Source organism: Candidatus Flexifilum breve, assembly GCF_016713355.1.
Window position 1 is genome coordinate 17,322 of record NZ_JADJPI010000036.1, and the last position, 21,423, is coordinate 38,744.

17 protein-coding genes are annotated in these 21,423 nt (G+C 58.0%); 2 read left to right on the top strand and 15 right to left on the bottom strand.

The features are described 5' to 3' along the window. Positions 1-24: 24 nt before the first annotated feature. The 7 genes from IPK17_RS30700 to IPK17_RS30730 all read right to left on the bottom strand — a co-directional run bounded on the left by IPK17_RS30700 (position 25) and on the right by IPK17_RS30730 (position 6,380). Positions 25-327: a circadian clock KaiB family protein gene (locus tag IPK17_RS30700; RefSeq protein WP_343421547.1), complete on the bottom strand. Its 303-nt coding sequence runs from the start codon at positions 325-327 to the stop codon at positions 25-27. Positions 328-339: 12 nt separating this feature from the next. After that, complete coding sequence (locus IPK17_RS30705) at positions 340-648, bottom strand: circadian clock KaiB family protein (protein WP_343421548.1); 309 nt, start codon at positions 646-648, stop codon at positions 340-342. Next, a complete protein-coding gene (kaiC, locus tag IPK17_RS30710; protein WP_343421549.1) occupies positions 641-2,371 on the bottom strand; it encodes a circadian clock protein KaiC in 1,731 nt (576 codons plus the stop codon). Before kaiC ends, IPK17_RS30705 begins: the two co-directional genes overlap by 8 nt. Before the next feature lie 160 nt (positions 2,372-2,531). Further along, positions 2,532-3,383: an SDR family NAD(P)-dependent oxidoreductase gene (locus tag IPK17_RS30715; RefSeq protein ID WP_343421550.1), complete on the bottom strand. Its 852-nt coding sequence runs from the start codon at positions 3,381-3,383 to the stop codon at positions 2,532-2,534. A 67-nt stretch (positions 3,384-3,450) separates the two neighbouring features. Then, positions 3,451-4,263, bottom strand: coding sequence for an RraA family protein (locus IPK17_RS30720; RefSeq protein ID WP_343421551.1), 813 nt, complete (start codon positions 4,261-4,263; stop codon positions 3,451-3,453). Positions 4,264-4,381: 118 nt separating this feature from the next. Then, entirely contained in the window at positions 4,382-5,362 is a 981-nt protein-coding gene (locus IPK17_RS30725) for a mannonate dehydratase (protein WP_343421552.1), read from the bottom strand. Beyond that, positions 5,346-6,380, bottom strand: coding sequence for an NAD-dependent epimerase/dehydratase family protein (locus tag IPK17_RS30730; protein ID WP_343421553.1), 1,035 nt, complete (start codon positions 6,378-6,380; stop codon positions 5,346-5,348). Before IPK17_RS30730 ends, IPK17_RS30725 begins: the two co-directional genes overlap by 17 nt. Positions 6,381-6,842: 462 nt before the next feature. Between IPK17_RS30730 and IPK17_RS30735 the strand changes: the two genes are divergently transcribed. After that, on the top strand, positions 6,843-7,961 hold the full coding sequence (locus tag IPK17_RS30735) for a hypothetical protein (RefSeq protein WP_343421554.1): 1,119 nt from the start codon (positions 6,843-6,845) through the stop codon (positions 7,959-7,961). 12 nt (positions 7,962-7,973) lie between these two features. After that, on the top strand, positions 7,974-10,274 hold the full coding sequence (locus IPK17_RS30740) for a hypothetical protein (RefSeq protein WP_343421555.1): 2,301 nt from the start codon (positions 7,974-7,976) through the stop codon (positions 10,272-10,274). A gap of 45 nt (positions 10,275-10,319) precedes the next feature. Here IPK17_RS30740 and IPK17_RS30745 read toward each other — a convergent pair whose 3' ends face one another. The 8 genes from IPK17_RS30745 to IPK17_RS30780 form a co-directional block, all read right to left on the bottom strand. Continuing rightward, entirely contained in the window at positions 10,320-11,942 is a 1,623-nt protein-coding gene (locus tag IPK17_RS30745) for a hypothetical protein (RefSeq protein WP_343421556.1), read from the bottom strand. Between the two features lie 392 nt (positions 11,943-12,334). Continuing rightward, positions 12,335-13,858: a DUF5060 domain-containing protein gene (locus IPK17_RS30750; protein ID WP_343421557.1), complete on the bottom strand. Its 1,524-nt coding sequence runs from the start codon at positions 13,856-13,858 to the stop codon at positions 12,335-12,337. Positions 13,859-13,936: 78 nt separating this feature from the next. Next, positions 13,937-14,896 carry a sugar-binding transcriptional regulator gene (locus tag IPK17_RS30755; RefSeq protein ID WP_343421558.1) on the bottom strand — a complete coding sequence of 320 codons (960 nt, stop codon included), beginning with the start codon at positions 14,894-14,896 and terminating at the stop codon, positions 13,937-13,939. A gap of 107 nt (positions 14,897-15,003) precedes the next feature. Continuing rightward, positions 15,004-15,984, bottom strand: coding sequence for an ABC transporter ATP-binding protein (locus tag IPK17_RS30760; RefSeq protein ID WP_343421559.1), 981 nt, complete (start codon positions 15,982-15,984; stop codon positions 15,004-15,006). Between the two features lie 2 nt (positions 15,985-15,986). After that, the gene (locus IPK17_RS30765; protein ID WP_343421560.1) at positions 15,987-16,934 is read right to left on the bottom strand and encodes an ABC transporter ATP-binding protein; all 948 of its coding nucleotides are present in this window, start codon (positions 16,932-16,934) and stop codon (positions 15,987-15,989) included. Further along, positions 16,931-17,758, bottom strand: coding sequence for an ABC transporter permease (locus IPK17_RS30770; protein WP_343421561.1), 828 nt, complete (start codon positions 17,756-17,758; stop codon positions 16,931-16,933). Before IPK17_RS30770 ends, IPK17_RS30765 begins: the two co-directional genes overlap by 4 nt. Before the next feature lie 5 nt (positions 17,759-17,763). Continuing rightward, entirely contained in the window at positions 17,764-18,765 is a 1,002-nt protein-coding gene (locus IPK17_RS30775; protein WP_343421562.1) for an ABC transporter permease, read from the bottom strand. Positions 18,766-18,833: 68 nt separating this feature from the next. Then, the gene (locus tag IPK17_RS30780; RefSeq protein ID WP_343421563.1) at positions 18,834-20,741 is read right to left on the bottom strand and encodes an ABC transporter substrate-binding protein; all 1,908 of its coding nucleotides are present in this window, start codon (positions 20,739-20,741) and stop codon (positions 18,834-18,836) included. Between the last annotated feature and the right edge of the window lie 682 nt (positions 20,742-21,423).

Here is a 21,423-nt window from a genome sequence, read left to right on the forward strand (position 1 = left end):
CTGGTGCTACCCTATATCATCTCGCTAGGTCGGGTTGGTCGTGAAGTGTTCCATATCTATGGCGCTGCCAATGGTTCGGATCATCGGCATGGGCTGGTGTTTGATGAGCGTGGGTGTCGCGATCACATCGGCACCTTCTGCCGCCTGCGGATACTGAAACACATCGACCACGCGCAGTTCGTAGTTTCCGGAAAAATGCTCCTCACACTGACGTTGAACCAGGGCTATCGTCCAGAGTGAGCGGACAGTGTGACCAGCAACGTATAGGGTAAACACGTGCTGCTGGCCAAGTGGGGGGCAATGCTGGAAGTCGGTCTCGCGGTTCATCGTCTTTTCACATCAAGTTGGCATTTGCAGCCCGATCAAGACTTTTTCAGTATTCGACAGATCGCCATAGACTTTGCGCACCGGACTGGGGAACAACCGCACCAGCGTTGGGATGACGATGATCTGGTCGCGTTCCGCCAACTGCGGGTTGTCGATCAAGTCGACGATCTGGATTTCATAAGTTTTGTCCGCCAGATACGCGTCACACAAGCGGCGAAGATTGGCCGACGCCATTACGGAACGGGGGGTTTGCCCCGCGACATACAGGCGAAATGTCCAAACATCTCTATTGGGGGCCGCACACTGTTCGGCGTCACTCATTGGGCTCTGCTTCCTCTTGCACATGCTCGGCAGGCAGATGGTCGCGCCCGCGCAGGCCGCGGCGCTGGGCTAGGGTATCCGCATAAAAATCGGACGTGGTCTTGCGATCTTCTTCCTGATCAGCCAGAAGACGCATCTCTGCCTCTTCGACATCCAGCCGCGCCTGTAAGGCGGCAATTCGCGCCTTGAGCGTGGTGCGGACGCCATCTAACTGGATGCGGCGCATTTCAGCTTTTTGCAGCTGACGCAGGGTCTCTTCGGAGTCATGCGCTTCCTGAGCGATGCGAGCAGCGCCAGTCAACACGCCGGATGTCCCCGTGTACGCATCGAGGATGTTGATCCCGTGTTCGGAGATCTCGAACTCGCAGATTTGGTTGGAGTGCGCCATGCCGCGCGACTTGAGAATGTAGAGAATCCGATTCCGTTCCCCGTTCGCTTCGAGATTGTTCACCAAAATCCACGTGTCGATCATGGACGAGATGTGCACCTGCGTTTGTTCATCCGGATCGCCCGCGCGGGTCAAACTCGTGAGCATGGCGGTGATGCCGTGCGTTTTCAGGAAATCAATCATGCGGGTCAGCAGCAGGCGGCTTTCCATCGAGCTGCCAATAACATCAAAGCTGGTCACCGGGTCGAGAATCACCACCTGCGGCGCGAATTCCTGAATGTGACGGTAGAGAACGGTGAGGTGCATTTCGAGGCTGTACATCGTCGGGCGCGTCGACTTGAAGCGCAGCAGCCCGGAGTCGACCCACTCCCGCAAGTTGATGCCGACCGAGCGCACATTGCGGATGATCTGCGCGGCTGGTTCCTCAAATGAGAAGAACAGGCAGCGTTCCCCACGCCGGCACGCCGCATCGACAAACTGCGCCGCCATGCTGGTCTTGCCGGATCCGCTCTCGCCTGAAATCAAAATTGTGCTGCTGCGGAAGAAACCGCGACCTGCCAACATGCTGTCTAGGCGTTCAATGCCACTGGAAACCGTCTCCTCCGACACAGGGTATTCCAGCCCGACCGAGGTGATCGGCAGGACACTCAGCCCCGTGGTGTCGACGAGAAACGGGTATTCGTCCGTTCCATGATGCGAACCGCGATACTTGATGATGCGCATCCAGCGGCGCGCAATCTTATTGTCGATACGCTGTTCCAGAAGGATCACGCAGTCCGAGATATAGGCTTCGATGCCGCGCCGCGTGAGGTGATTGTCGCCGCTTTCGCCCGTGATCACCACGGTGACGCCGCGCTCCTTGAGCCAGCGAAAGACGCGCCGCAGTTCGGAACGCAGCATATCGGTGTCGCCGAGCACGTCGAACAGCACTTCGACCGTATCCAGCACCACCCGCTTCGCCTGCACCTTCTGAATCGCATGATCCAGTCGAATCAGCAGGGCATCGAGGTCAAACTCTCCGGTTTGATCCATGCGATCCCAATCGGTGTGGATGTGGTCGATCAGCAGTTTGTTCTGGGCGCTCAGGTTTTCCAGATCAAACCCGAGTGAGGAGAAATTCTGCGTGAGTTCCTCGCGCGTTTCCTCAAAGGCGATGAACACGCCCGGTTCATCAAACTCGGTGATGCCGCGGATGAGGAATTCCATCGCAAACAGGGTTTTGCCGCAGCCAGTGCCGCCGCAGACCAGCGTGGTTCGCCCTTCGGGTAATCCGCCGCCCGTAACTTGGTCAAATCCAGTGATGCCGGTGGGAGCTTTCGTGAGTGTAGGGTACATGGGAGCTGCTGCCATTGTGATGGATTCGGTTTGAGCGAGCGCGAAGGTCGAAACGAGATATGCGTGCGGATGTAACCGATGATCAACCGCGTCGGGTTGATACGAATTACTATAACCCAAATCACATGGACGTTGCAACAACCCATGCCCGGTTATGTGTTCAGTGGGCAGGCCGCCAAACCCCTTTTTCCAGTGACGGTTGGTGCCCGTTTATATCTTGAAAGCCATATTCCGCGCCGAGATCCCGTGTGACGAGGATCTGGCCGCTTTTCGCCATGAGGTCCGCGTCGAGCGCAAGGCCGACGACCGCGCGCCCGACATACACGGGTGACTCCATATACGGCTGTAAGCGTTGATCTTTCCGCCGCGCCATGATCATTTCCGTCGCCACGATGCCCGGCCACAGCGAAACCACCGCCACTCCGGTTTCCTGCAGCTCATGCGCCATGTCTGCCGCCATGCGATCCACTGACGCTTTGCTGACCCCGTAAGCGACGTTCTCACTATAGCCGCCGCCTGCCGGAGCGGAAACATGCACAATCAGGCCGTGCCCCTGAGCCACCATCAGCCGCGCGCCATACACGCTCGCCACATAATGGGAACGCACCCCGACTGTGTGCATGGTATCCCAGAATTCCGGCGGTGATTTCCAGAAGGGGGTATGGAACCCGCTCGTCCGGCTCTGCTGTTTGCGCTGATACCCGCTCCAAGCGTTGTTCACCAGAATGTCGAGCCGTCCCTGCTCAGCGGCGATCCGTTCGATCACCTGCTGCACCTGCCGATCATCGGCGTGATCGCAGCGCAGCGCGATCCCTTGCCCGCCCGTCTCATGGACTAAGGCGGCGGTCTCGTGGATCGTGCCGGGCAGCGGTACCGTCGCCTCCGCCGCGCTCTCCGTACGCCCGGTCAGGTAGACCGTGGCACCCGCTGCGCCCAACGCCAGCGCAATCCCTTTGCCAATCCCGCGACTGGCGCCCGTCACCAAAGCCACCTTACCTGCAAGTGGTGTCATGTTCTCATCTCGTAGGCTGAGAATGTTGTTTTGATCACGTCCTCACGCTGCCTCATCCCGATGCAGATTAACCCTGCTGGGCAAGCCACGCCTGATATTCCGCTTCGATAGGCGCTGGCCACGTCGGCACGTCGATTTCGCCGGGCGTGTATTTGCCGATGCTCAGGCAGTATTTGCCAAAGCGATCCCGCGACTGAATATCTGCCGCCGTCTCCGCCACTTCCTGAGCCAGGTGCGGCGGGATGAAGATCACGCCGGAGGGCGTCCCCAACACGATATCGCCGGGAAGCACGGTCGCTTCACCCACGCGAATCGGCAGATTGATGCCAGCGAGCGTCACATCGGCAATTGCCGTCGGGTCGACGCCGCGACAGAAGAACGCCGACTCGGTCAGTTCGCGAATGCCCTGATAGTCGCGAATGCCGCAGTCGAGCACCGCGCCGCGCTTGGTGCGGGACTGGATCGCGGTCGACAGGTTATCGCCGACGAACGTCCCATTCTTGATTTTGCCGAACAGGTCGACCACGAGCACATCGCCTTCGACCAGCGTGTCAATCACCCACGAGTTTTGCCCGCCGATGCGCCCCTGCGCTGTGCCCGTCTCCTGCACAAGCGTATGAAAATCCGGGCGGTGCGGCAGCATCATCGCCGTGACAGCGCGCCCCACCAGAATCTTGTCGGGGTGGGTTTGCAGCCAGTTCCCCTCAAACTGCAGATGATAACCGTGACTGCGCAGCACGCCCCACGCTTGTTCAGTGGTAGCTGTGCCGATGCGTTCAACCAGATGATCGGGCACGCGTGGGCGTCCATCCGCGAACCGCTCAAACGGATTGAGGCGCGTCAGCTCGATCAGGATCTCTTTGGGCGTAATCAGGTGCATTGGTTATTCCATTCTCGAATTAATCGTCAAATCTCTACTCGGTGGTGCTTAAAACCGCTTCTCGGAAATTATGGTGTAGGGGCAGACCTGTGTGTCTGCCCGGCTTCGGGCGCTGACTTTAGTCGGCGTACACCGCTTGCTGCAATCCCTTCAAATAACCGATGGCGAACAACCGCCCGACGGCGGAATAGCCCGCCTGATCATTGCTGTCGCTCAACATGGTCGGCACATGATCGGGGCGGCACAGCCCGTCAAAGCCAATGGCGCGATAGGCTTTCATACATTCCAGCATATTCGTCTGCCCATCGTCGTGGAACGTCTCCATGAACTTTTCGGGCGTGCCGCGCACGTCGCGCATGTGGACGAAAAAGATCTTCTGCTGCGCGCCAAACCGCCGAATCACGCCGGGCAAGTCGGGCGTCATCAGCGCGAAATTTCCCTGACATAGGGTGATGCCATTCATGGGACTCGGATACAGATCGAGCAGACGCTGGAAATTCTCGACGCTCCGCATGATGCGCCCCAACCCACGAATCGGTGAAAGCGGCGGATCGTCCGGGTGCATGGCGAGTTTGACGTTGGCGGCTTCGGCGACGGGAATGATGCACTGCAGAAAGTACTCCAGCGTGTCCCACAGGTGTTCTTCGCTGACCTCACCATATTCGGTCAGCGGCGCAGCCTGCATGAGCGCATGGTCATAGCCGGTGACCAGGGCGCCACCCCGCGTGGGAATCGTCGTCGAGGTGCGCATCCAGTTCATGACCGGCATCCATTCATAGCACCACACCGGAATGCCGAGCTTACCCATGTTGGTGATCAGGTCGATCACCGTTTCGATCTCCTCATCGCGCCCCGGTAAGCCGAGTTTCGCCTTGGTGAGCGGTGGGCGGTTCTCGATCACTTCGAGCGCGAAACCGTCGTTCGCGTACGCCGTTTTCAGGCGCACCAACGACATATAGCTCCACGGCAGCTCATCTTTCGGCACGTCGAGCCCGCGGCTCCAGTCGAATGTGCCCACGACGTGATCAACGCCGCACTGTTTAGCCAGCGTCCATAAAACCGACTGCTGCGGTGGCAGTACTTCAGCGAGTTTCAGCATGTTGATCTCCAGATCGGGAATAATGGGGTGTAAAGCCGAGCAGGTCCTGCGCGCGCTGTAGGCTGACCAGCGCTTGCGCTCCGATCAGCGGTTGCCTCCGCGTTAGCACTTCCGGGAAGAATAAGCGCAGCAGGGTTTCTGATTCATAGCCGAGCGAATTCTGCGAGTCGTTGATGAACAGGGGGTGACTGCCCGTATACGCTGCCGTCAGCGCCAGTTCGATGGCGACTGCCGCATCGCGGACATCGAGCGATGCCCACAGGTTGAAGCGGTCGACCATGTAGGCGCGCCACAGCAGTTCCGCCCAGTCGAGCGTCTCGCCGACGGGCCAGCTCGTCGCGGGGTATTCAAGGGCGCGCGCGGCGCGGGCTTCCAGCGTCCGGGCGCGGACCTCCGCCAACTGGCGTTCGCGTTCCGCGTCGGGCAGGCTGATCAACTCGTCGAGGAATTGGCACATGAGCGTGCGGCGCTCGCTGTAAGCTGCATTCCGCTGCTCAGGCGCGTAAATGCCCGGCAAACGCAGGGCCACGCTCGTGATCTCCGCGCGCCGCCAGTAGTACGCGCCGAGTGTTTCGCTTTGCTCTTTGGAGAGCGAATAAGGGTCGGAGGTAGCCAGTGGATGGTCTTCGTCGATGGGGAAGTACTGCGGTTCAAAGTCGCGGATGTTCCACGCGCAGCCAATGGCATTGATGGAGCTCGCCTGCACGACGCGGTGAATCCCTTCCAGCGCCGCCGCTTCGAACACGTTGAACGTGCCCACCGTGTTGACGCGATACACATCGGGGCCGGGGGCATACAACGGGTTGCGCAGCGCTGCCAGATGCACGATGGCATCACAGCCGCGCACCTGAGCGCGCACCGCGGCGAAATCGGTGATATCACACTGGGCGTAAGAGGTGTGCGGTGTATCCGTTTCCGGCACCAGATCCGTGAGATGCACGGTGAAACCGCGTTCCAGCAGGTGGGCAGCGAGTGCCCGACCGATCAAGCCAGCCCCACCCGTGATCATGACGCGCATAGTCGGCTCTATCCTTTCACCCACCGGGCGATCAGCCTGTCGTGCGGATCGCGATTTGCCTGATATTTTGCTTGCGTGGATATCCCACGGTTCAGTCCTGCCAACGCTGGGCGTGTCCACGATGCGTTGCTTACCGCAGGGCAGACGCGCTGGGTTGATCGTTAAAGCCGGGTGCCGCTCAGCGCCATGTACAGCTTGTCCAACCTGTCGACGATGAGTATACAGATGATCGGGCAAGGACAAAATTCAGCTTAACGGTGTGGTGAATTCACTCACTGCCGATGAGACACATCAATGCCGCAAGATGAAATTGCTTCGGTACGAGTGTACGGAAACTTCAAACGGAGCTGCCGGGAATAGGTTTTGTCTGCTCTAGCATCTGCGCGGACTTGAAAATCACTATATGCTTGATGGGGCATTAGCCTTTCACTGTAGTGACAACCTAGAGGAGCCTTCCGAAATATGCGTTTTGCACGTATGCCTCATCTCAGCCTCACGATCACGCTGGTACTGTTATGGATATGCACGGGAACTCTAGCGGCACAAGACGTGCCCGAACTGGAAGCGGTTGCGACCATCAGCGATGCTGTGGGGACGCTCAGCATCAACTACCCTGAAGACTGGGTGACATTCAGCAGTGAAGAAGCTTTGTATGTTGCCAACGCGCCGGCCATGCTGGATGCCAGCTTGGAGCGGTCAGGCAGCGTAAAACGCGGCGCGACGGGAGTCATCCTGTTTGCTCCGGGGACGGCAGCGACGCTTGATCTGCCGGAAGCCAGTTCAGCGGCGGACGCGCTTGCCGCGTTCCTTGAGCGTCAAGGGCTGCGCTCGCCCAGCGGCGAGGTCTACGACGGTGATCCGGCAATCAGTTTTGGCCTGTTTCCCGTGCAAGCCAATGGCGAGCTTGATTTCGGAATTCCGTTCATTGAAGGTGCGAGCGTCGATGCATTTGCCTTCGAGCGGGAGGGAACATTCATTTTTGTGCTGCTCATCAGCACCGATGATGTGTTTGCGCTCAGCGAAGCCATGTGGGACACGCTCACCCTGACGAGCGGGGATGCTGTGCCGGAAAGTGAAGAAACCGTCGCGGAGGGTGATTTCGTCCTGCCGGTAGACGATAACGGTAGACAGTTTGCCTTCAGCGCGACGCTGCCGGAAGGTTGGGAAGCGCTCTGGGATGAAGAAACCGGGGTGCTGGTTCTGGCGAGCAGCGGCGCGGCCCTGGATGTGGCGACCGGGGCAAGCGACGACTACGAACGCGGCGACTCGGCGCTGATCGTCACGCTGCCGCCCGGTCTGCGCGCATTGGAGATTAACCCGTTCGATTCGGCTGATCTGGTGTTCACGGCGTATGCCGCCACCCTCGAAATCGAGGCGTATCCCGCATTCGTCGAAGGCTTTGAGGTGTTTACGGCACAAGCGTATATTGCCGGGGAAAGCCTGCCCGGTGGGCAAGCAAGCCTGTACGCTTTTGGCTTCCCTGCCGGGGTGGTCACGGTGATGGTGCAGGATGTGTTGGGTGCGTCCAACCCGGATGTGAATGATGTGCTGCATTCGCTTCAATACGATCTGCCGGAATAAGAGAACCCTGACATGCTCAAACGACTGACTTTGATCTTCGCGTGCGTTTTCCTGATAGGTGGGGCGCTGCACGCACAAACCGACGCGGCACACCCGCATTTATGGATCACTGCGCAAGACCTGCCGCGCCTACAAGCGTGGGCAGCGCAAAACAACCCGCTGTACACGGATGGCTTATGGGTGCTGGCAAACGAAGCAGCGGAGTGGATGGATGAAGGCATCATTCCGGCGCAGGATACCGGAAGCAATGCCTACGAAGAATATCCGACCGAATCGTATGCGCTGCTGTTCGCGTTCATGTCGCTGATCGAATCGAACGAGACGGCGCGCCAGGAATATGCACAGCGATCCCGCGACCTGCTGATGTACGTTATGGATCAGGCGGTGTTGGGTGTGGCCGACGATCAACCGTTTCGGCATACCGAATTTGCCACCAGCGACCGGTCGCGCTGGTACGGGGTGAGTTTCCCGCTCATCGTCGACTGGATTTACCCGACGCTCTCAGCGGAGGACAAAGCCACGATCCGCACTGTGTTTTTGCGCTGGTGCGCTGAAAACCTGAACGCTTATACCACCAACAACAATCATCCTGAGCCTATCGGCGTGGTCAACGATCCGGTGTTGGTGAGTGACCCGTCGCTGGTGCGGTGGGCAGGCAACAACTATTACGTCGCGCACATGCGCAACATGGGCCTAATGGCGCTGGCCTTCGATGCGGCAGATGATCCGGGTGGTGAACTCGGCGCATATCTCGAAAATGCGACTGGGGCATGGCTGTACGTGATCGATCATCTGTTCCGCACCGATGCGCGCGGCGGGTTTGGCACGGAAGGGTTTGAGTACAGCCCGCAGTCGCTCGGATATGCCGCGCAGTTCATGTTGGCGCTGCAAACTTCCGGGGCGAATGATCCGACGGTGTGGGGGCAGCAGGTCAGTTTCGAGGCGAACCCGTTCTGGAACGATGCGATTGCCGCGTTCGTCCATTCGATGAGTCCGGCGACCGCCGTCAGCGATGATGCGGGCGTGGTGTATCTGCCCGCGTGGTACGGCTCGGGTCAAAACTACTGGCTGCCCGACTATATCGAGTTATTCGGTTCATTGGGCGCGTATGACGTATTCACGGGCGCGAATCCTGAACGGCTTGACGCGCTGCGCTGGTTGCAGAGTTTCACGCCGCCCGGCGGTGAATTCGGCTTGGTCGAGCGGGTACAGGATGTCGATTCGGTTCACAAGGCGATTCTCTATTTTCTGCTGTTCGACCCGAACGCTGCCGCCCCCGCCGACCCGCGCCCGACCTATGGTACGTCGTGGTATGCGCCGGGGATGCGCCGTTTACTCGCCCGCACCGATTGGAGCGAAAACGCGGCCTGGTTTACGTACAACCTCAGTTGGGATGAAGTCGATCATCAGAGTGGCAACGGCAATGCGATTGAGTTCTATCGCGCGGGCGAATGGCTGACCAAAATCCGTGTGGGCTACGATTTCGATTACCATACGTCGGACAATTTCAACACGCTGACTGTGCAGAATACGCTGCCGGATCGCGACGACTTTCGCCTGATGATCGGGCAGCGCGGCTCCCAATGGCTGCTTTCGGCTGGTGATCCGCCGCCGCCCCTCATCAGTGTGACCGATGATTATGTCTACGCGTTCGGCGACTCAACGGCCTTGTACAACTCGGAATACGAGGGCGTGACGGCGGTCGAGCATGTCAGCCGTTCGGTGATCTGGCTCAAGCCGGATGTGATCGTGGTCTATGATCGCTCCGCTACTCGTGCAGAGAACCCGGTCAGCCGGTTCTGGCTCAATTTCCCGGCAGATGCCACCGTGAGCGGCTCCGTCACGAGCATGACGACCGAGCGTGGACAAACGCTCACCGTCGATACGCTGCTGCCCGCCGATCCGGTCATCGCGGTGTCGCCGTTGGTCGATGAGGTGAGCAGCGCGCCCGCCAACAACGAGATGATGCGCTATCGCCTGATGGTCGAAGCCGCCGCGCCAGAAGTCCGCTTCTTGCATGTATTGCAAGGTGCAGACGCAGGCGCTGTCCCGCTCACCAGCACGTTGATCGAGAGCAACGGCGGCACAGCGTTTCAGGGCGCGCTGGTAGGCACTGTGGCGGTGCTGTTCCCGGTTGATGCCCTGGCGGCCTTCGAGTCGCTGGATTTCAGCACGACGGCAGCGACCAGTTACATCACCGGACTCACACCCAACGCGGGCTATGCTGTGACGATCAACGGCGACGCGATTCAGATCGCGCCGGGGACACAGCTCACCGCCGACGCGGGCGGCGTGCTCGTCGTGCGCCGCTAGTTCAGCAGTTGAGGGGGTGAGGTGAAATTCACCCCCTCGACAAGGTTACTGCCGCTGCATTTCAAATCCGCCTGTACCGTCGGCAGTTTCCCACGACAGAGTGTCACCACTGCATTCGACTGTCCCATCGGGCGACCACAGATCGATCCCTCCCGTCTCGTAAAACTGGTCAGTGAAGTCTGTCTGAGTGCCGTCTCGATAGGTCGCGGTATAGCTGCCTCCCGCTTCAAACGTCCAGTTCCATGAACGCACCGCAAGCTGCGTCGAACTGCCCTCAAGCGGACGAAGGGCGTATGTTCCGTTGAAAGGGAAGTGCAGGTCAAGCGTGATGCCGTCAGCGCGCGCAATGATGTCATAGGCTCCACTCATGCTGCCGTCAGCGCCAAACGAGAAGAGGAACTCGCTCGTGTCTACCTCGACTCCATCAACGCGGGCAATCGACGCCGGGTAGTTGATCACCTGCCAAGTGCCGACGATGCAAGAGGCATCGCCTTCGGGTTCATCGGGTTCATCGGTGCAGGGGTTTGCGCTGGGCTGCTGCGTCCATGTGATGGTGAGCGGGGCGGTGGTGTTGCGCGCACCTTCTCCCCGGCTCAGGATGAGCATCACGCCGTCGTCGGGCGGGCAGAATTCGAGCGGCATATTCTCTTGCAAGCGCTGCGTTGCGCCACCTAAGCGCGCGCTGACCGCAAAGTGACCGGCGTCGATTCCACTGACCGTCAGCACGGCGATGTTGCCCGGTTTCAGATCGAAGCTGATCAGATTGCGATAATCGACCGAGAACGGCGGCATGGTGCTCTGAATCGATCCGCCTTTCCCCGCTGTCAGATCGACCGCCGTCAAATCGACAATCGGCGGTTCGGGAAGCTGGCGATCCAGCAGCACTTGCGCCCAGTTATGGAACAAGTCGACCGAGTCTAGGTTGAATACGAACGGGAAAACACCATCCTCGCGCAGCATATTCATCTGCGTGATGACATTGCGATCGCTGCCAAAGCCGCGCGCCGACGAGGCAAACTCCCAGAAAAAATATGCGTCATAGCGGGCGCGGCGTACATCCTGACGCGGGTCAAAAAAGCCGATGTGAATATCCTGCGGGTATAACTCCGGGTAGACGCGCGAGGCTGCCCATTCCGCTGTGCCTTGCAGCCACCAGAAATTGAACACCACATCAGAGAAGTCGCTGAACTGCGCCGCCCCGGTCTCCATCTGAAAGCAGTGGAAGAACTGCCGCGCGACCACCGCCTCGAAGTTCGGGATGGTGTCCCACCCGGCAGAAATACGGATATGACAGTTCATGGGGTCAGCGGCGAACAGCGCAGCAGGTTCACGGCGCGTCACATACGCTTCGCGGCTGTCCAGAATCCGACCGATTACGGTCGCGCCGCCGCTGCCGGTATAAACGATGACGACGCGCCGCGACCAAGTGATGCCGGTCAGCTGCTCATAGACCGGGATCGCCCGGTTCAACACGGCGATCACGCGGTTAAAGTCGGGTTGGTCGGGCGTGTAGTACACCCAGTTATCATCGCGCGTGCCAATCGTCACCCGCACCGCTGGTCGATTATCTTCGCGGTTGGGAACGTCTTGGGCGATGGCGCTGGTGCTGTTCATCAGCAGTAAGCAGAGTAACCATAATATCCAGTATAGGGATTGCTTTGAACGCAAGATAAGCTCCAAGAGGTTATATGTGAAGAAATGCTCAGTTTATTATATATGTTTCGACAGACTGCACTTGATCATGTTCGGGCGATGTGCGCTTGCAACGTGTAAACCTGCCGTGCGCCCGTGACAAATTTACTGTCCACTAGACGCGGGTCAGTCCAGCACTGGCTTTATCAGACGCTGCCAGCACCTAGTTGGCCAGACCGCCCCCATGTCGTAACGGTGCGCCCAATTTCGACACTGAAGGTCGCTGAAGCTTACTATCTGTTCAGTACAGGTCAGATGGGACGAGGGCAGATTGTCCTTTAGCGGCAACCGCGCTCCTTGTGCGTTTGGGGATAGTGGCAGGGGCAGAGCACAGATCTGCCCCTGCAGCAATGTAAACTTCTCGACTGCTAACGCTTCGTGATGCGCAGCGCCATGCGGATCTTCCCCGGCATATCGACTTCATAGGTCGGCTCGGGGCGACCGGGGGCAGGGTAGGCATAGCTGGGCGGCGCAGCGAGTTTGCGCACGACTGCCGGGGTGATGGTCATCTCCCACGTGTCGATCAATTCGAACTGATAGCTGTCATCCTGCGGGAGCCACAACATCAATGTGCGCGGCTGGTATTCCGCGGTATAGAGCAAGTGATAGTCGCCGCTGAAGCCGCCAGCATAGCGATTCCACAGCCATTGGCTCACCGGTCGGGGGAAGACGCCGCTATCCGCGTCGATCTCCGGCGACAAACCGCCCGGGGCGGCTTCGACGAGCTGGCGCAGAAACGCGATCCGCTTCCAGCTTTCGCCGTGCAGGACGCCGCCCTTCGACCACCACAACACATCGTCGGGATGCATGTAGGTTTCGCCGTGACCCGCATAGCCGCCGTTCAGCACCATCAACCAGAAGCGATGCACTTCTTCTTCAGCGCTGATGCCGCCCCACGGGTAGAAGATGTTGCCCTCATATTCCAGTTCATCGTCGACGATGGGTTTGCCATACTGTTTACGCCATTGCACGACCTGCCGTACCTGCGGGTGTTGGATGCACACGTGCGTGACGCCCGGTTTGTTGTGATCGTACATGTCTTCCGGGTGACCCTGATGGATCGCGCGCAGATGGTTATACGGGTCTTCCGCCATCAGAATCTGAAAGAAGCGATCCCAACGTTCCATCGGCTTGTATTCGAGCATGAAGTCGTACTCGTTCGCCAGCGACCACCACACATTGCGATATGCCGCCAACCGGGCAATGAGATAGCTCAGATAGCGGAAGTCGGTGTCGGCGTCCATGCGCGCGTAGCCCCAGCGATCGTAGGGGTGGAAAATGATGATATCCGCCTCGATTCCGAGCATGAGCAAGTCGCCGACGCGCTGCTCAAAGTGCTGGAAGAAGGCCGGGTTGAAGCGGGTGAAATCGTGATTGCCGTCGGCGTCCCGTTCATAGGCGTACAGCGGCGGTTCATTCTTGTTCCACGGGTAATCTTTGGGGAACACACACATGCGCATTTTGTTGAACGATGCCTCTTTGAGAGTCGCGAGTGTTTGTTCCTCCATGGCGTCGCCCTGATGCGTCCACGCATAGCAGGTCGTGCCGAACGGATAATACGGTGTCCCGTCAGCGTGGGCGAAATGGAAGGTGTTGTGGACGTAGACGGGACCATGATTCCCGGCGGACGGCGCGGTGCACTCGAACGACCCGGTCAAGCCGTTCAGGGCGCTGGCGTTGCTGTGGGTGGTGTAGTTCCAGGTGCCGAGCGCGGTCGGCATGAGGCGGATGCAGTACGTACCGCTGCCGTCATAAAAGCCATTGACCTTCAGGGTCTGGTCGCCGTTGGTGAAGTGGGCGGAGAAGGTGACATCCAGGAAGGGATTGCCTTCAGCCGGTCCGGTAAAACGGGTTTCGAAAAGTCCCCATTGTTCAATATTGAGAGTGGTCATGTGCAAACCTTATCTGATTGCGTAATGTGAGTCGTTCTTGCAGATGTGACTGGCGTAGGGGCCGCATGAGCGCTGCGCCTAGAGCAAGAATTCCGCTGTGAAGCGGTCGGTGATGATGACATTGACCCAACCGCCCAGCAGCGCAGCGCGAATCGCTTCGCGTTTCCGTTTGCCGCCAGCGATGCCGACAATCCGCCGCACGCGGCGAAGCTGGTCACGCTGAATTGACATAATGCGTTTGTCGAGCGCCGTGGTGATCGACTGCCCATCGCTTCCGAAAAAGCGGAGACAAACATCGCCAACTGCGCCGTTCTGCCGCAAAGTTTCGAGCTCTTCCGCTGAAAACACGTTGCCACTGCGTGACAGCAATACGGACGGTTCCAGAGAACCAATGCCGACGAGCGCCAGCGTAATTTGGTCGAAGTGAGCTGCAGCTTGTCCAATGTACGGATCCTGCAGCAGGCTGTCCCGCGTTTCCTTGGAAGGTACAACCCCCGGCGCGGGCAAATAGATCGCTGTCCCGCGTACCAGATTCGTAAAACGTTCGGTGAGGCGAGCCGCATAGATCGAGGCCGATGGATTGCCTAACCCGCCGAGGATCTGGACAACAGGCGTCCCAGGCTGCCGGTTGAGCGGATGCATCGCGTCGACCATGGCCAGGAGGGTGGCGCTCCACGAGGATAGCCCGATCACTTCGTCGCGCCCCAGGGAGGCTTCGACATAATAGGCAGCAGCCATACCGAGTCGCTGCTGAATTTGTTCATCATCGTCGTCAGGATCACAGTCCACGACGATGGCGGACTTCAACTTATACCGCTTGGTGAGCGCATCTTCGAGCTCGGTAAACACATCGGGCGGCGTCGCCAGGGAGATGCGGACGATCCCGGTTTCATGGGCGCGGCGCAGCAGGCGGGAGACCGTCGCTTGCGACAGATCGAGTTGGTCGGCAATTTCCGACTGTTTCATTCCACTCATGTAGTACAAAAAAGCGACTCGCGCCAACAAGCGTGTTTCTTCAAGCGGCATCATCGTAAGCATCCGATAACATGACAGACTAGAGAGTTGATCCAGCCTGTAATCATAGCTTAACTCCCCCGGATTGTGCGGTTCCCTCCCTTCTGCGACTCGACAGACTTCCTGTTTGCTCATGCGAAGTGACAGTAGATCTCCCGCCCATCGTCCTTGCGCATGGCTTGCGGCCGTTCGCGTGTACACACCTCCTGCGCCAGTGGGCAGCGGTTGCGGAATTTGCACCCACCAAAGCGATACTCTTTTGTCTCGATGTCCGACATGGTGAACGTACCGCGCGTCCACTTATGGTTCGTATGCGGGATCGAGTCGAGCAGCAGTTGGGTGTAGGGATGCTTGGGCGACGTTAAAATCTCGCGGGCACTACCAAATTCGACAATCGCGCCGCGATACATCACGGCGAGGTAATCACTGATGTAGTACGCGGTCGCCAGATCGTGCGTGATATACAGGAAGCTGGTGTTGTACTGTTCTTTGAGCGAGAGAAACAGATTGACGATGTTCATGCGCAGCGAGGCGTCGATCATGCTGACCGGCTCATCCGCCACAATAATCTTGGGGCGCGGGATCAGCGCACGGGCAATCGAAACGCGCTGGAGTTCGCCACCAGAGAACTGATTAGGGTATTTGCCGCGCACGTCTTCGTACTTCAAACCTACCGACGTGAGCGCTTGCGCCATGGCTTCAGTGGTTGCGTCCCCTTGCAGGTTCTGCACGCGCACCGCAGTAGTGCGCAGATAGGCATCCACTGTACGGTATGCGCTGAACGCCTCGAAGGGGTTCTGGAAGATCGGCTGCACCGCCGCGAGGAATTCGGACTTCGACTGCTTCGCGCCCGCTCCGGCGACCACGCGATCATACACGACCGCACTCCCCGAAGTTGGTTCGACGAGGCGCAGGATCACTTTCGCCAGCGTCGTTTTGCCGCTGCCCGATTCACCCACCAGACTGATAATTACCGGGCGGTCACTTTTGATGTCAAGGTTGACATCATCCAGAGCGTTGATGCGCGTGCGTGTAACGATACCGCCGAGCGTGTAGACCTTGTTCAAACCTTCCGTCTTGAGGACGGTGGTCATGGTGTTTGCGTTTGACATGCTCAACTCCCGGCGTAATGACACGCGGCAAACTGCCCCGGATTAACTTCTTTCAACGGCGGTTCTTCAGCGCGACAGAGCGCCGTCGCCAGCGGACAGCGCGCGGCAAAGCGACAGCCTTGCAGGTTGTCCCACAGACTCGGCGGTCGCCCGCTCACGCCAGCACGCTGCTTCACACTGCCCACCGTCGGCAGCGATTCGATCAGCATGCGCGTGTAGGGGTGTTGGGGACGCTCAAAAATATCGTTGGTATCGCCGTATTCCACCACTTTTGCCGCGTACATGATCATCATCTTGTGCGTGATCTGGTAGTGCACCCCTATGTCATGCGACACAAAGAAGATGGTATTCTGCATCTTCTTCTGGAGCTCCATCAGCAGCAGCAAAATGCCTTTCTGCACCACGACGTCGAGCGCGGTTGTCGGCTCATCGGCGAGGATGATCTCTGGCTGGAAGAAGGTTGCCATCGCCACCATGACGCGCTGACGCATACCGCCCGAAAGCTGATGCGGATACGCATCGAGTGCTTCCGGCGGCAGTCCAAGCTGCTGGATGTACGTCCGCACTTCGGCGAGGATGTCCGCCTTCGACTGCTTGGTGGACTGAAAATCGACAAACTGCTTACGGATGCGCACGACGGGATTCAGCGAGTTCATGGAGCTCTGTGGAATGTAGGAGATGCGCTTGAACCAGTAGTCGCGGATGTCCGCCGTCGTAATCTCCTTACCGTCGTCCCGACAGATGCCGTAGTCGATGCTGCCTTCTTGGAGTGTGAGCGGATAGCGGAGATCGCCATACAGCACCTTCATGAGCGTTGTTTTGCCGCACCCGGACTCGCCCGCTATGCCGAGGATAATTCCGTTGGGAATCTCCACGTTGATGCCTTCGACCGCTTTCACCTGACCACGGACGGTGGTATAGATGGCGACCAGATTCTTGAGCTTAATCATGCGGCGTGCCCCCGTCTGGTCGCGAACATCTGGTTATACCCGGTGGAGGTCAAGAACAAGCCGAGGAACAGCAGCACCGTAGCGACTACGGGTGCTACGACCCATTGATACTGTCCGGTGAACATGGCGTTGTAGTTGAGCGCCCAAAAGATAATCGACCCGAGAGTTGGGATTTCGACTTTGGACAAGCCGATCACCGCCAGCGCCGCTTCGGTGTTGATGGCGAACAGAATGGTGTTGATGAAGCCCACGACCATATAGGCGTAGACGTAGGGGAAGACTTCGCGCAGGATGATCCCCATAGTGCTCGTGCCGGAGAAGCGCGCCATATTGATGAATTCGCGTTCCCGGATCGAAAGCGCCATCGAGCGAGTCGTGCGTGCGCCCCACGCCCAACCGAACGTGATCAGAATGACGGCGACGATGGCGAACGAGGTTTGACCGCGCACCAGCGCGCCGAGGATGATCAAAATGGGAAAGACGGGAATGGTGATGAACGCATCGACAAACAGCATGACAATGCGGTCAAACCACCCGCCGATGTAACCGGCGCTCAGGCCGACCAGCGTCGAGATGATCGTAATGCCGATGCTGACGCTGACGCCGAGCAGCAGCGAATTGCGGATGGAGAAGATCAGAAACCACAGGATGTCCTGACCGAGCGCGTTCGTCCCCAACAGATGATCCGCGGACATGGGCAAGTTGCGAAAATAGGTGCTTTGCGTCGACGGATCAACATCGGTGAAGAAGGGCAGAATGAAACTGCCGAGCGTGAACACCAACAAAATCGCGATACCGATTTTGAGACGGAGATTCAGTTTCATGGCGCTCACCTGTACCGGATACGCGGATCGAACAACGGGTAAGCCAGATCGATGACCAGCGCGGCGGTTGCGACGGCGATGATCGTGACCGAGATTGTCCCGTAGAGCAGGTTGTAGTCGGCGTTGGCGACCGCTGAGCGCATCAGCGCCCCCAAACCGGGATAGGAAAACAGCATTTCTGTGAGCAGCGCGCCATTGAAAATCATTCCGACGGAGAGAGCGAGCGCGGTGATCTGCGGCAGCAGCGCGTTGCGGAACACATAGCTCGTCATGATGGTGCGCGGACGGGTGCCTTTCAGGCGCGCAAAGTTGACGTAGGGTTCTTCTTTTGTCGCGAAGGACAGTGCCTTCATGCCGAGGATGTTCCAGCCGAACCCAGCGAAGATGAGCGTGAGCGCGGGCAGCGTCGAATTGCGGAGGATATCACCGATTTTTTCGAGGGTGAGCGGCCCGGGGCGGAAGGTGGTCGTGATGGGGAAGATCGGCCAGATGTAGGCGAACAGCAGGATCATCACCAGCGCGAGGATATAGTAAGGGATAGGGTACAGGACGACGCCAAACACTTCCAGCGCGGTGGCGAGGCGGGTATTGTGAAAAAAGCCGGCAATGAGGCCGATGGAGTTCCCGATCAGCCACGAGATCACCGTCGTCGTCATGAGCAGACCGAGCGTATACGGTAGAGCCAAACCGATAAACTCCGAGACGGGGCGGGGATAGGCCGAGAGCGAGGGGCCAAAATCGAATTCGATAAGCAGTCTGCGCACGAAATTGAGATACTGCGTGCCGAGATCGCCTTCCAACCCGTACAGTTGGCGCAGCGAACTGCGCACCTGTTCGACGGCTTCCGGAGTCATTGTTTGCCCAGCTTGGTTTTGCAGCCGCGCGATGTAATTTTCAATCGGGTCGCTGGGCATCAAGCGCGGTAGAACAAACACAATCGTGATCCCAATGAACAGCACAATCAGATAGACGCCGACGCGCTGCAGGATGTATTGAAGTAAACCCATATTAGTCTCCACGCTGCTGGCGGGGAGCCGCCGAAACGACTGGCGACTCCCCACACAACAAACGGTTGCTAATTACCGGTCGGTTGAACGTTCAGCACGATTTCTTTAGCCGAGCTCCACCACGAGTAGGGTACGGCGTAGTAGTTGTCCAGCTTCGGGAAACCCGTCCAGTAGTATTCGTTCGTCGGGATGGTAGTCGGAATGTCCATGATGTTGATGTAGGCCATATCCGTGACGAACTGCTGGATGATCTGGCGACCGATTTCGTAGAATTCTTCTGTGTTGGTTTCCAGCGACATACTGTCGAGCACCAGTTGATCGACCGTTTCATTGTTCCAGCGGTACATATTGCCGGTGATGGTGTCGCTGGAATCCGGTTCGAGCAGGAACTGGGTCCGGACGCCGTTCCAGGCATTCAGGTAGTTGGGCGTGAAGATGCAGTTCGTCCAGTTGAGCATGGTTGTGAGCAGGCTGTTGGTGTTCTGAACCGAACCGAACTCGGCATTGTCCACCTGACGCACGTTGACGGGAATCCCGAACTGCTGCCAGCTGTCGGCAATCGAGAAGCCGACGCGTTGCATAACCTTGTTCCAGTCACCGGGGATGACGAATTCGAGATTCCACGGCGTGCCATCGGGTTGCAGCCATTGGCCGCCGCTGTCGCGGCTGAAGCCTGCGGAGATCAGCAGCGATTCGGCTTCGGCGACATCATAGTTCCACCAACCAGCACCGATATCCCGACGAAGTGCTTCAGCATCCTGCGGCAGTTGATCAGCGGGGACGCCCATCTGGGTGAGCTGTTCGGCGAGCTGGAGCGACCAGTCTTCGTTGAACGGCTGATACCCATCGGCCAGCGCGAAGTCACGCAGCCACGGCAGGAGCGGCTCAAAGTAGATCGGGCGGAGAATCTGGCTGTATACCATGGGCAGCGGCGAAACGCGGAGTTGACCGCTCACCGAGTTGATGCCCACGTTTTGCAGGTTCAACGAGAGCGCCAGCGCCCAGCGGACGTTAACATTATCCAGCGGCGCTTGTTGCAGGTTCATCAACACACCGTAGCTGCACGCATCGTCCATGTTGTGATAGGGCAGCGTGGGGGAGAAGGTGGTGATGGCAGCATTGCGCGCCTGCGCCGCAGTGATGCTGTCGGGGCTCATGAAGGTGTCGACATCATACTGGTTCTGCACGAAGGCGAGCACGCGGGTTTCTTCCGGGCCAAAGTCCTTGTAGAGGATGTAACGCGGACGCGGTTCACCCATCCAACCCCACGCCGAGCGTTCCCAGTCTTCGCGGCGTTCCCAGAGCGCCCAGAAACCATTCGGATCGAATTCTTTGAGGATATAGGGGCCGAGCACTACCGGATAGGAGTTGCGGAATTCCGCGACGTTCGCCTGCTGTTCGAAGATGTGTTTCGGCACAATATTGAAGGCCGAGCCCCATGTGTATACGCCCATGACCGTGCTCAGGTCGTATGACGGATTGAGGGTCGTGAGTTCAAACGTGTAGTTATCGATCTTGGTGTAGCTGGCGATGTAATTGGTGATGCGCGCCACGCCCCAGTAGGTGAGGCTGTCGGTGTGCTGGAAGTACTGATCGAGCGTATAGATCACGTCATCTGCCGTGAATTCCACACCGTCGCTCCAGTAGATGCCTTCCTTGAGCGTGACACGGAACTGGGTGTGTTCGTCGTTCAAGACTTCCGGCATGGCAGCGGCCAGTTCGGGGTAGGATTCGCCCGTGCCAGTGTCCGTTTCCCACAGATAGCCTTGTCCGAATTCGCGGAAACCGCGCCAAATATCGTAGTTCATCAGCGGGTTGTGCTGATCCGGGTTCGAGGACTGGCGGTCAAAGGTCTGGAAAATCAGCGTTTCGTTGCGCGGAGTGCCGACATCGGTCATCTCCTGCGCCATGACGACACCGCCCAATGCCAAGGTAATAAACACGACTGAAAGAACCAAGAAGAGAGTACGCTTCATGTTGCATTGCTCCTACTTCAATAGATTTATTGCCGCTTGAATTTCTGTGAGAGCTAACCGATATGTGTCTGCCGTGTCAACACTGCCTTTCACTAATGAAAAGTACAGTTCTAAGCATCGTCACCCGTCAAGTAAACGATTACTTATCGTAGGGGGCGTAGATCCTCTACGCCAGCACACCTGCCCTCTGTGGGACAGAGATGGGAAGCACCGTGAGGCTGGGGATGCATAGGCAATTCGATGTGCAAACCAATCGGAAATCCACTGTTGCCCTGAGCGGTGCAATTGTGACGCGGTGAAACCGACTTTGAGCTGGTGATGGGAATTGAAAAGAGTCCAATTTTGAGTCGTCACAAGCATCTTTTAGACCTTAACCTGCACAGCTCACAACATCATGTCGACGCTGCTTGAATATTTATTCATGGTAAAATTTTATTCACCCGTTTTTCAAACATATACCGTCTCTAAAAGTTTGTCAAGTAGGTTCAGCTATTTAAAACAATAGCGCTTACTCTGGATCCACCTAGGCTGAGAGAATGTAATGTGATGAGGCTAATGAGGAATGTAGGGATTACTGGGTCGCCAGTTTCTGCTAGTTGGCCTTGATCGTAGCGTTGGATACCACGTAATTCCATTCACAAATGCCTAACTGGAGGATTCCAGCCTAGATTGTACGATTCCG

Coding starts and splice junctions, on each gene's coding strand:
- IPK17_RS30700 (WP_343421547.1), bottom strand. CDS start 327: ATGAACCGCGAGACCGACTTCCAGCATTGCCCCCCACTTGGCCAGCAG.
- IPK17_RS30705 (WP_343421548.1), bottom strand. CDS start 648: ATGAGTGACGCCGAACAGTGTGCGGCCCCCAATAGAGATGTTTGGACA.
- kaiC (WP_343421549.1), bottom strand. CDS start 2,371: ATGTACCCTACACTCACGAAAGCTCCCACCGGCATCACTGGATTTGAC.
- IPK17_RS30715 (WP_343421550.1), bottom strand. CDS start 3,383: ATGACACCACTTGCAGGTAAGGTGGCTTTGGTGACGGGCGCCAGTCGC.
- IPK17_RS30720 (WP_343421551.1), bottom strand. CDS start 4,263: ATGCACCTGATTACGCCCAAAGAGATCCTGATCGAGCTGACGCGCCTC.
- IPK17_RS30725 (WP_343421552.1), bottom strand. CDS start 5,362: ATGCTGAAACTCGCTGAAGTACTGCCACCGCAGCAGTCGGTTTTATGG.
- IPK17_RS30730 (WP_343421553.1), bottom strand. CDS start 6,380: ATGCGCGTCATGATCACGGGTGGGGCTGGCTTGATCGGTCGGGCACTC.
- IPK17_RS30735 (WP_343421554.1), top strand. CDS start 6,843: ATGCGTTTTGCACGTATGCCTCATCTCAGCCTCACGATCACGCTGGTA.
- IPK17_RS30740 (WP_343421555.1), top strand. CDS start 7,974: ATGCTCAAACGACTGACTTTGATCTTCGCGTGCGTTTTCCTGATAGGT.
- IPK17_RS30750 (WP_343421557.1), bottom strand. CDS start 13,858: ATGACCACTCTCAATATTGAACAATGGGGACTTTTCGAAACCCGTTTT.
- IPK17_RS30755 (WP_343421558.1), bottom strand. CDS start 14,896: ATGCTTACGATGATGCCGCTTGAAGAAACACGCTTGTTGGCGCGAGTC.
- IPK17_RS30760 (WP_343421559.1), bottom strand. CDS start 15,984: ATGTCAAACGCAAACACCATGACCACCGTCCTCAAGACGGAAGGTTTG.
- IPK17_RS30765 (WP_343421560.1), bottom strand. CDS start 16,934: ATGATTAAGCTCAAGAATCTGGTCGCCATCTATACCACCGTCCGTGGT.
- IPK17_RS30770 (WP_343421561.1), bottom strand. CDS start 17,758: ATGAAACTGAATCTCCGTCTCAAAATCGGTATCGCGATTTTGTTGGTG.
- IPK17_RS30775 (WP_343421562.1), bottom strand. CDS start 18,765: ATGGGTTTACTTCAATACATCCTGCAGCGCGTCGGCGTCTATCTGATT.
- IPK17_RS30780 (WP_343421563.1), bottom strand. CDS start 20,741: ATGAAGCGTACTCTCTTCTTGGTTCTTTCAGTCGTGTTTATTACCTTG.